The 9,124-nt window shown below is 45.0% G+C and carries 10 protein-coding genes; all 10 read left to right on the top strand.

The annotated features are described in order from the left end of the window. Positions 1-14: 14 nt before the first annotated feature. Positions 15-557, top strand: a complete 543-nt coding sequence (nuoI, locus tag NI461_RS11280) for an NADH-quinone oxidoreductase subunit NuoI (protein WP_151203441.1) — start codon at positions 15-17, stop codon at positions 555-557. After that, on the top strand, positions 557-1,075 hold the full coding sequence (gene nuoJ, locus NI461_RS11285) for an NADH-quinone oxidoreductase subunit J (protein WP_171478791.1): 519 nt from the start codon (positions 557-559) through the stop codon (positions 1,073-1,075). The genes nuoI and nuoJ overlap by 1 nt, the downstream gene beginning before the upstream one ends. Continuing rightward, positions 1,075-1,383: an NADH-quinone oxidoreductase subunit NuoK gene (gene nuoK, locus NI461_RS11290; protein WP_151203443.1), complete on the top strand. Its 309-nt coding sequence runs from the start codon at positions 1,075-1,077 to the stop codon at positions 1,381-1,383. Before nuoJ ends, nuoK begins: the two co-directional genes overlap by 1 nt. Next, positions 1,380-3,275 (top strand): NADH-quinone oxidoreductase subunit L, encoded by a 1,896-nt coding sequence (nuoL, locus tag NI461_RS11295; protein WP_151207522.1) that lies wholly within the window; start codon positions 1,380-1,382, stop codon positions 3,273-3,275. Before nuoK ends, nuoL begins: the two co-directional genes overlap by 4 nt. Before the next feature lies 1 nt (position 3,276). Then, on the top strand, positions 3,277-4,893 hold the full coding sequence (gene nuoM / locus NI461_RS11300) for an NADH-quinone oxidoreductase subunit M (RefSeq protein ID WP_151203445.1): 1,617 nt from the start codon (positions 3,277-3,279) through the stop codon (positions 4,891-4,893). A gap of 3 nt (positions 4,894-4,896) precedes the next feature. Continuing rightward, positions 4,897-6,441 (top strand): NADH-quinone oxidoreductase subunit NuoN, encoded by a 1,545-nt coding sequence (gene nuoN, locus NI461_RS11305; protein WP_151207518.1) that lies wholly within the window; start codon positions 4,897-4,899, stop codon positions 6,439-6,441. A 122-nt stretch (positions 6,442-6,563) separates the two neighbouring features. Beyond that, entirely contained in the window at positions 6,564-7,199 is a 636-nt protein-coding gene (upp, locus tag NI461_RS11310; protein ID WP_151203447.1) for a uracil phosphoribosyltransferase, read from the top strand. 83 nt (positions 7,200-7,282) lie between these two features. Continuing rightward, positions 7,283-7,576, top strand: coding sequence for a cold shock domain-containing protein (locus NI461_RS11315; protein WP_151203448.1), 294 nt, complete (start codon positions 7,283-7,285; stop codon positions 7,574-7,576). A gap of 206 nt (positions 7,577-7,782) precedes the next feature. Continuing rightward, positions 7,783-8,145 carry a hypothetical protein gene (locus tag NI461_RS11320; RefSeq protein WP_253150750.1) on the top strand — a complete coding sequence of 121 codons (363 nt, stop codon included), beginning with the start codon at positions 7,783-7,785 and terminating at the stop codon, positions 8,143-8,145. A 147-nt stretch (positions 8,146-8,292) separates the two neighbouring features. Next, positions 8,293-8,997 carry a cold shock domain-containing protein gene (locus NI461_RS11325; RefSeq protein WP_253150752.1) on the top strand — a complete coding sequence of 235 codons (705 nt, stop codon included), beginning with the start codon at positions 8,293-8,295 and terminating at the stop codon, positions 8,995-8,997. The last annotated feature ends 127 nt before the right edge of the window (positions 8,998-9,124 follow it).

Genomic DNA, 9,124 nt, shown 5'->3' on the forward strand with positions numbered 1-9,124 from the left:
GCAGGGAGAACAAAATGTTTAAATTTCTAGCTGGATTCGGGTCAATCGTACGTTCGTTGTGGATGGTGTTCAGCCACGCAACACGTAAACGTGACACCATTCTTTACCCAGAAGTCCCAGCCGAAGAAATCGTGCCGCCACGTTTCCGTGGTCGTATTGTATTGACGCGTGACCCGGATGGCGAAGAGCGTTGTGTGGCATGTAACCTGTGTGCGGTTGCGTGTCCAGTAGGCTGTATCTCACTACAAAAAGCTGAAAAAGAAGATGGTCGCTGGTATCCGGAGTTTTTCCGTATCAACTTCTCTCGCTGTATTTTCTGCGGTATGTGTGAAGAAGCCTGTCCAACGACTGCCATTCAAATGACACCAGACTTCGAGCTGAGTGAGTATGTTCGTCAAGACCTGGTCTATGAAAAAGAACACTTGCTGATTTCTGGTCCTGGTAAATACCCTGACTATAACTTCTACCGCGTGACCGGTATGGCAGTTGCAGGCAAAGGCAAGGGTGAAGCACAGCGTGAAAGTGCACCTGTTGATGTACGGAGTCTATTACCATGATGTGGCCATTTTATTTAATGGCCCTCGTGGCCATCGTTTCTACGGTTCGTGTTGTGACCAATACGAACCCGGTACATGCCTTACTTAGCCTGATTGTTTCACTTCTTGCAGTTGCTGGTCTGTTTATGATCGTAGGCGCGCCATTTGCCGGTGCGCTGGAAGTGATTGTCTATGCGGGTGCGATCATGGTCCTGTTCGTATTCGTGGTGATGATGTTGAACCTCGGCGAACAGACTGTTGCACAAGAACGTACATGGCTGACCTCATCTACCTGGGCTTACCCGGCACTGATGAGCTTCCTGATCGGTCTTGTAGTTGTTTGGGTATTGAACTCTGACTACACACAACCTTCATTGGTGATGGGCACTGAAATGGTCGGTCCTAAAGCTGTGGGTCAAGCGCTCTTTACACAGTATTTATTATTGGTAGAAGTTGCTGCGATGTTATTGCTGGCTGCCCTGGTAGCTGCATTCCATCTGGGTAAACGTGAGCCAGGTGCAGAAGAGGACAAAGAATAATGGGCAACATCCCTTTAGAGCATGGTTTGATCGTTGCATCTATTCTTTTTGCACTGGGTTTTTACGGTGTAATGGTGCGACGCAACCTTCTGTTTATTTTAATGAGCCTTGAGATCATGATGAATGCTGCGGCTTTAGCATTCGTCCTGGCAGGCAGTGCATGGGTACAGCCAGACGGTCAGATCATGTTTATCCTGATCTTGACGCTTGCTGCGGCAGAAGCGTGTATTGGTCTTGCGATCGTCCTTCAGTTCTATCATCGCTTCCATCACCTGGATGTGGATGCTGCTAGTGAGATGCGCGGATGAGTTATTTATATCTAACAATTTTATTCCCGTTAATTGGTTTCATCCTTTTGGCGGCAGGGCGTAATAAACTGCCTGAATCAGTTGCTGCCATTATTGGGGTGGGTGCAGTGGGTCTGTCGGCCTTGGTTGCACTTATTGCCGGTCTGGACTTTGTCAACAATGGTTCAACCGCGACGGTACAACACCTGTGGACATGGTTTAATGTCGGCGGTTTTGCACCGGGGATCAGCTTGCATCTTGATGGTTTATCATTATTGATGCTGGGCATGGTGACAGGGGTTGGTTTCCTGATTCATATCTTCGCCTCATGGTATATGCGCGGCGAAGAAGACTTTGCACGTTTCTTCTCTTATTTCAACCTGTTCGTTGCCAGCATGTTGCTGCTGGTTCTGGGCGATAACCTGGCGTTATTATTCTTGGGTTGGGAAGGTGTAGGTCTGTGTTCTTACTTGCTGATTGGTTATTACTACCAAAATCCTGCTAATGGTTTTGCAGCCATCAAGGCATTCACAGTGACCCGTGTTGGTGACGTATTCTTGCTGGTTGCCATGTTCCTGTTGTTCCAGCAGTTCGGCACATTGAATACTCAGTACATCGTAGAAAATGCGGCAACTGTAATGACACAAAGCTCGTCATTGACCATCTGGACAGCCTTAATGTTGTTCCTGGGTGCTGCGGGTAAGTCTGCACAGATCCCGTTACAAACATGGTTAGCAGATGCGATGGCAGGTCCAACACCTGTATCGGCCTTGATCCACGCGGCAACGATGGTTACCGCGGGTGTTTACCTGTGCTGCCGTCTGTTCACAGTATTTGAACTGGCCCCTGAAGTCATGGTGTTCATCTCGATTACGGGTGCAGTGACATTGCTGGTGGCTGGTTTTGCTGCATTGGTTCAAACCGACATCAAACGTATTCTGGCTTACTCAACCATGAGTCAGCTGGGTTATATGTTCATGGCGGTTGGTGCTGAAGCCTACCAGGCAGGTCTGTTCCACATGCTGACTCACGCATTCTTCAAGGCATTGTTATTCTTGTCTTCAGGTGCGGTGATTCTGGCTTACCATCACGAACAAAACATCTTCAAGATGGGTGGTCTGTTCTACAAGAACAAATTCCTGTTTGCCTGTTTTGCCATTGGTGGTGGTGCGCTCGCTGCGATTCCATTCCTGACCATCGGTTTCTTCTCGAAAGATGCGATTCTTGCTGCAGTCTGGACACAAAGCCATATTGCAGGCTTACCGGTATTCAATACGCTGTACTGGGTTGGTGTTGCAGGTGCATTCTTAACTTCAATCTATACTTTCCGTTTAATCTGGATTGTATTCTTTGGCAAAGAAAACACGCCTTACCATGAAATCAAAGGCATCACGTACTGGGCGCCACTGGCAATCCTTGCGGTCTTGTCAACAGGTCTTGCAATCGTTTTGAAAGCACCCGTCATGAATATTCTGAATGCTGCACAAATTCCAGCGTTCATTATTCCTGAAGCTTTGGAAGCAGGCGCACATGGCGCTGAATATGTCGCGATTGGTGTAGCCTTAGCTGGTCTTGCGGTAGGTGTGGTATTGTTCGCATTTGCCTACAATGCAGTCAAATCTTTTGCCCAGACTTCTTTGGGTGCAGGCCTTGCAAATATTTGCCGTAATGCACTAGGTTTCGATGCGCTTTACGACCTTATTTTTGTTAAACCATATTTATTGTTCGCGAAGATTTTTGGTCGTGATCCGATTGATGGCCTATGGCTGGTACTTCCTGCACTTGTTAAAGGTGGTCACAGCTTTACCAGTTCACGTCAAACAGGATCACTGCGTGAATACGCATCAAGCATGGGGCTCGGCGTCGTTGTCCTACTGATGATCTTGCTCGTGATTCAGGTAGTGGGGAAATAAAATGGAAGCTCCAAACAATATTATTTTGCCGGCTCTGATCCTCATTCCGTTCATTGCAGGTTTTGTGTGCTGGTTGGTCGATAAACTCGACCAACACCTGCCACGCTATATTGCCTTAATTGGTATGCTGGTGACGCTGGTTTTGACCATCGTCCTCTGGCAGTCTGGTACTTATAACTATGAACTTGGCGGTGCAAACCCTTCGTGGGCAGCCGAGTTCAAATTACCTTGGATTCAAACTCTGGGGATTAACATTCACCTGGCAGTAGATGGTCTATCACTGCTGATGGTCGGCTTAACCGCACTTCTGGGTGTACTGGCAGTCGGCTGTTCGTGGGGTGAAATTCAGAAGAACGTTGGTTTCTTCCACTTAAACCTCTTATGGTCTCTGGGTGGGGTGATCGGTGTTTTCCTTGCGATTGACATGTTCCTGTTCTTCTTCTTCTGGGAGATGATGCTGGTTCCAATCTATTTCCTGATTGCACTTTGGGGGCATAAGGGAGCAGAAGGTAAATCGCGCGTTTATGCGGCAAACAAGTTCTTCATCTATACGCAAGTTGCTGGTTTGGTCATGTTGATTGGTATCCTGGGTCTGGTGACCGTAGGTTTCAACATGACTGGCGAAATTCGTTTCGACTACAACTACCTGATGGGAGTAGCGAATACGCTTGATGCACAGGCTCCAGCAGTTGCTTATGCGTTTATGATCTGTTTATTCATCGGCTTTGCGGTAAAACTTCCAGTTTTCCCATTACATGGCTGGTTACCAGATGCACATGCGCAAGCACCTACAGCGGGTTCGGTAGACCTTGCCGGTATTCTGATCAAGACAGCAGCTTACGGTTTACTTCGTTTTGTGATTCCATTCTTCCCGGCAGCTTCTGCACAATTTGCAGACTTCGCGATCATTCTGGGTCTGATTGGTATCTTCTACGGTGCCTGGTGTGCATTCCAGCAAACAGATATGAAACGTCTGTTGGCCTACACCTCTATTTCGCACATGGGCTTCGTATTACTGGCGATTTATGCAGGTAATATCCTGACCTTCCAGGGTCTGATGATCATGATGCTGGCTCACGGTCTGTCTTCTGCTGCACTGTTCATTATGTGTGGTCAAGTCTACGAACGTGTGCATACTCGTGATATGCGTTTGATGGGCGGTATGCGTGGTCAGTTCCCTTATCTTGCATTCTTCCTGATGTTCTTCATTGCGGCGCTTGTGGGTATTCCTGGTCTGGGTAACTTTATTGGTGAATTCCTGATTCTGATGGGGTCTTTCAACAAATTCCCGACATTTACCATCATTGCTGCAATCAGCTTGGTGTTCGCAGGTCTGTACGGTTTAATCCTGATTCACAAGGCATTGTTCGGTACACCAAACGAAGAGCAAAAACAGCACTATACACATCCACTGAAAGATTTGAACGCGCGTGAAGTAGTGATTCTGCTGATCTGTGCGCTTGGTCTTGTATGGCTTGGTCTATACCCACAAAGCTTCCTTGATGTTTCAAACTCAAGCATGGCGTGGTTAGCAAATAGCTACATTCCAGTTCAAGAAGTTGTTGAAGTGGTTGCTGAACAAGCACCGGTTCAACTTGAAAATGTGGAGATCCAATAAGCCATGAACTTCACAATGTCTTTTTCTGAGCTTATGCCGTTAGCACCTGTGATGATCGTGGCATTAACTGCGATCGCGGTCATGTTGTTGACTGCAATTAAGCGTAACCATAACTTAGTTGCGACTACGGCCGTAGTGGGTTTAAACCTAGCTGCGTTCTATATCGTCTTTGTTTTATTGGCGGGTAAATTTGCACCTGCCAATATCATGAACATGTTCATCGTAGATCCGTTTACGATGCTGTACCAGTTCATGATTCTGATTGCTGCACTGGCATGTTGTACCTTGTCACATGCTTATATCGAAACCTATAAAGATAACCGTGAAGAGCTGTATATCCTGATGCTGGCATCTGTTGCAGGTGCAATGCTTATGGTAGCAAGTTCTCACTATGCCTCTTTCTTTATCAGCCTTGAGTTAATGTCGATCCCTGTTTACGGCTTGCTGGCCTATACACATCAGCGTTCTCAATCGCTTGAAGCAGGTGTGAAATATCTGGTGCTCTCGGCGACTGCTTCTGCAATGTTGTTGATGGGTATGGCATATATCTATGCTTATACAGGTTCTTTAAGCTTTGTTGGCGAACCAGGCAAGTTATTGAGCGTCTTCAACCAACCAGCAGTTGTGGTGGGTCTGGCGTTTATTATATTTGCCGTTGGCTTCAAGTTATCACTTGCGCCGTTCCACAAATGGACACCAGATGTCTATGCCGGTGCACCAGCGCCGATTGCGACTTTCTTGGCGACAGTTGCAAAAGTGGCAACGCTGGGTCTGTTTGCACGTTACGTCCTGTCTTCAGGCTTGTTACTGTCTGATAGTTTCATTACGATTCTGACTGTGATTGCGGTACTGTCGATTCTGGTCGGTAACTTGCTGGCAGTAAAGCAGGTGAATTTAAAGCGTATCCTGGCCTACTCTTCAATTGCTCACTTTGGTTATATCCTGGTGGCGATCGTTACGGCACGTAATACTGACTTCTTGCAAGTACAAGGTTTTGCGACTTTTGAAAGCTTGAACGTGTATGTCATTACTTATGTATTGACCACAGTAGGTGCCTTCGGTGTAGTGACCTTGATGTCCAGCCCGTATAACAATACTGACGAAGCAGGCAGCCTGGCGGAATACCGCGGTCTGTTCTGGCGCCGTCCGGTATTGACAGCGGTATTGACTGTCATGATGTTATCGCTGGCAGGTATCCCGTTAACGGCTGGTTTCATTGGTAAGTTCCTGGTGATTAAAACTGCAGTTGCAGGCGAGGCTTGGTTCCTTGCAGCAATGGTTATTCTTGGTTCAGGTATCGGTCTGTACTACTACTTGCGTGTTATGGTGGTGATGTATATGACTCCACCAGAAACGCCGCGTATCGATGCGGTGAATCACTGGGGCCAGAAAGTGGGCGGTATCATGGTACTGGCAGTGGCATTACTGGTGTTGGTATTGGGTGTCTACCCGGATCCAATGATTGCAATCTCCAAGTTTGCATTCTTTGCCCTGTCGCCTGAATTACAGCAGTTTATTTTCACTTTGGTGCAAAGTGGTTTTAACTGATTTCGTGCCTGACTAAGCTATTACAAAAAAGCCTCCATGATTGGGGGCTTTTTTATTTATAAAAATCAACAAAAGCCTCTATAATGGTAGAAATTTAGTTTTACCCTTTTAGGTGTTCTCCCGTGGCTATCCATGAAATTCGTCATCCTTTGATCCGACATAAATTAGGTCTGCTTCGTCGTGCCGATATCAGCACGAAAAATTTCCGTGAGCTGGCACAAGAAGTAACTATGCTGCTGACCTATGAAGCAACCAAAGACTTACCAATGGTTGAGCATAAAATTGACGGTTGGGATGGTGCAGTCAAAGTTGACCGCATTGCGGGTAAAAAAATCACCGTTGTACCGATTTTGCGTGCAGGGATTGGGATGCTGGACGGTTTTCTGAATCTGATTCCAAGTGCCAAAGTATCTGTACTGGGGCTGGAACGCGATGAAGAAACACTGGAAGCGCGTACCTATTATAAAAAACTGGTTCCAGATGTACAAAACCGGATTGCCATGATCATTGATCCAATGCTGGCGACAGGTTCATCACTGGTTGCGGCAATTGATGTACTCAAGGAAAATGGCTGTAAAGATATTCGGGTCATGGTGCTGGTGGCGGCGCCTGAAGGAATTAAGCGGGTTGAAGAAGCACATCCGGATGTGGTGATTTTCACTGCTGCCATTGATAAAGGCTTAGATCACAATGGTTATATTGTGCCGGGTCTAGGTGATGCAGGTGACAAGATTTTTGGTTCAGTTCAAAAAGACTAATGGTTAAAAATGCACAGGAAAGGGGCTTTTAGGGCCTCTTTTTTATATACTGAATACTGACAGAAGCAGAGTAGGGGATGTTTATGACTTCCGAGCAATATCAAGGAAAAGTACAGCAGTACAATCCAGAAAAAGGATTTGGTTTTATTTCTTCACCTGAAGGTGAGATATTTTTTCATATCTCGGATTTCCCTGCTGACTCAGGTGAACCGAAACGCAATGACCGGGTAAAATTTAATGTAGTTCAAAATGGAGATCGCTACAAAGCCATCAAAATTGAACGTGTAGAAGACAAATCCAAAAAAGCCAAAAAAGCCAAAGCGGTAGCAGTCAATACTTCGATTACCTCAGCCCTATTGTCGAATTTAAAGCGTTAATTTTGCTTGGAAAATATATCCAGAATGAGGCTTTAGAGCCTCTTTTTTTATTTGAGTATTACGCTAACGTGATTTGTAGAAGCTTGTGTAATCCAAGTTCTGTATAGCATTACTAAAACAATAAAATACTCACCAAAGTTCAACAATATCCTTTAAACCTTTCCATATAAAATACGCATCTGTTGAATGATCTAGGGACATATATCATGTTTACAGATGGAAGAATTAAAACCTACGATGTCAGACGTGGGACTGGAACGATTGAGCTCATAGAAAAGCCGCAAGAGCTCGATTTTCGCTTACAGGATCTACCTTCCTCTGAGATCGCGCCACAAGTCGGGGAGCGACTTAAATTTAGAATAATTGAAGAGCAGAATACGATTCAACTGGACAATATGGTACGTCTGGATATTAAGCGTCAGGAAGAGTTGGTCTCTGAAGTGGTTGCGCTACCGTCTCTAGCTCCTGCAGCGATGGTTACTCCAGTACGCCATACTACTTTCTTTAGCCCCACACTCTGGTTGGCGCTGGTAACAGCGATCGGTTTTATGATTTTTGGAGAAATTTAAGTTAGGTATAAGCAGGCCTATTATAATTTTATTAAGCTATTTGTCTCATCATTCAAATACAAAAGCATCGTACGGTGCTTTTTTATTTGAAAATTTTAAAGGATTTCTGAATATAATTACTCAAAATATCAAATACAAGAGCTGCTTATGTTTCAAGAGGGGAAGATCAAAACTTATAATCAAGAACGTGGTTTTGGTTTTATCGAAATTGAAGGGGAGGCAAAAGATTTATTCTTCCACATAAAAGATTTCCCAAACAAAAATGTTTTACCGAAAAATGGTGAAAAGTTAAAGTTTCTAATTGTGGAGGATCAAGGGAGGTTTAAAGCGGATCATATTGTTCGCTTAGATATTTCATATCAAAAGACGCCTTCACCCAGTGTCAGTCAACATAATGATCTTCAGGTAGAAAGAGCAACACTCTATCATCCGCTTAAAAAGCCAGCATTATCTAAACTGTTTATCAGTATCGGCATAGTTATTATCGTCATACTTGCTGTATTGGCTTATGGAAAATACCAAAACTATAAAATACAAAAGCAACAGCAACTTGAGTATTTAATACAAGAACAGAAAAGGCTGGTTTCAGAACAACGTGCAGCCTTAGGTAATTTACCTGAACAAGGCCTAAGCGAACAAGCTAAGAAGAATTTAGAGGTATCCACCAATACCCCTCTTAGAAGTACTACTTCCTCCACTTCAGTGTCGTCACCTTATCAGTGTGATGGCAGAACCCACTGTAGCCAGATGCACTCTTATGATGAAGCGGTATTCTTTTTGCGAAATTGCCCTGGTATCCAGATGGATGGAGATGGTGACGGTATTCCTTGTGAACATCAGTTTCACCGTTAAAAAAAGCGCCCTTCGGCGCTTTTTTATTTCAACAGAATGTCCCGTCCTGAAATAAGTTTACACCTTAAGAGACTTATTTTATGGAACATAAACGAGAACAACGAGTTAAACGTACACAACGTGACTA

This window comes from Acinetobacter sp. S4400-12 (assembly GCF_024129495.1).
In the GTDB taxonomy this organism is placed as follows: domain Bacteria; phylum Pseudomonadota; class Gammaproteobacteria; order Pseudomonadales; family Moraxellaceae; genus Acinetobacter; species Acinetobacter lwoffii_C.

Bases quoted from the DNA above. Each gene is read 5' to 3' on its own strand.
- nuoI (WP_151203441.1), top strand. From the start codon at position 15: ATGTTTAAATTTCTAGCTGGATTCGGGTCAATCGTACGTTCGTTGTGG.
- nuoJ (WP_171478791.1), top strand. From the start codon at position 557: ATGTGGCCATTTTATTTAATGGCCCTCGTGGCCATCGTTTCTACGGTT.
- nuoK (WP_151203443.1), top strand. From the start codon at position 1,075: ATGGGCAACATCCCTTTAGAGCATGGTTTGATCGTTGCATCTATTCTT.
- nuoL (WP_151207522.1), top strand. From the start codon at position 1,380: ATGAGTTATTTATATCTAACAATTTTATTCCCGTTAATTGGTTTCATC.
- nuoM (WP_151203445.1), top strand. From the start codon at position 3,277: ATGGAAGCTCCAAACAATATTATTTTGCCGGCTCTGATCCTCATTCCG.
- nuoN (WP_151207518.1), top strand. From the start codon at position 4,897: ATGAACTTCACAATGTCTTTTTCTGAGCTTATGCCGTTAGCACCTGTG.
- NI461_RS11315 (WP_151203448.1), top strand. From the start codon at position 7,283: ATGACTTCCGAGCAATATCAAGGAAAAGTACAGCAGTACAATCCAGAA.
- NI461_RS11320 (WP_253150750.1), top strand. From the start codon at position 7,783: ATGTTTACAGATGGAAGAATTAAAACCTACGATGTCAGACGTGGGACT.
- NI461_RS11325 (WP_253150752.1), top strand. From the start codon at position 8,293: ATGTTTCAAGAGGGGAAGATCAAAACTTATAATCAAGAACGTGGTTTT.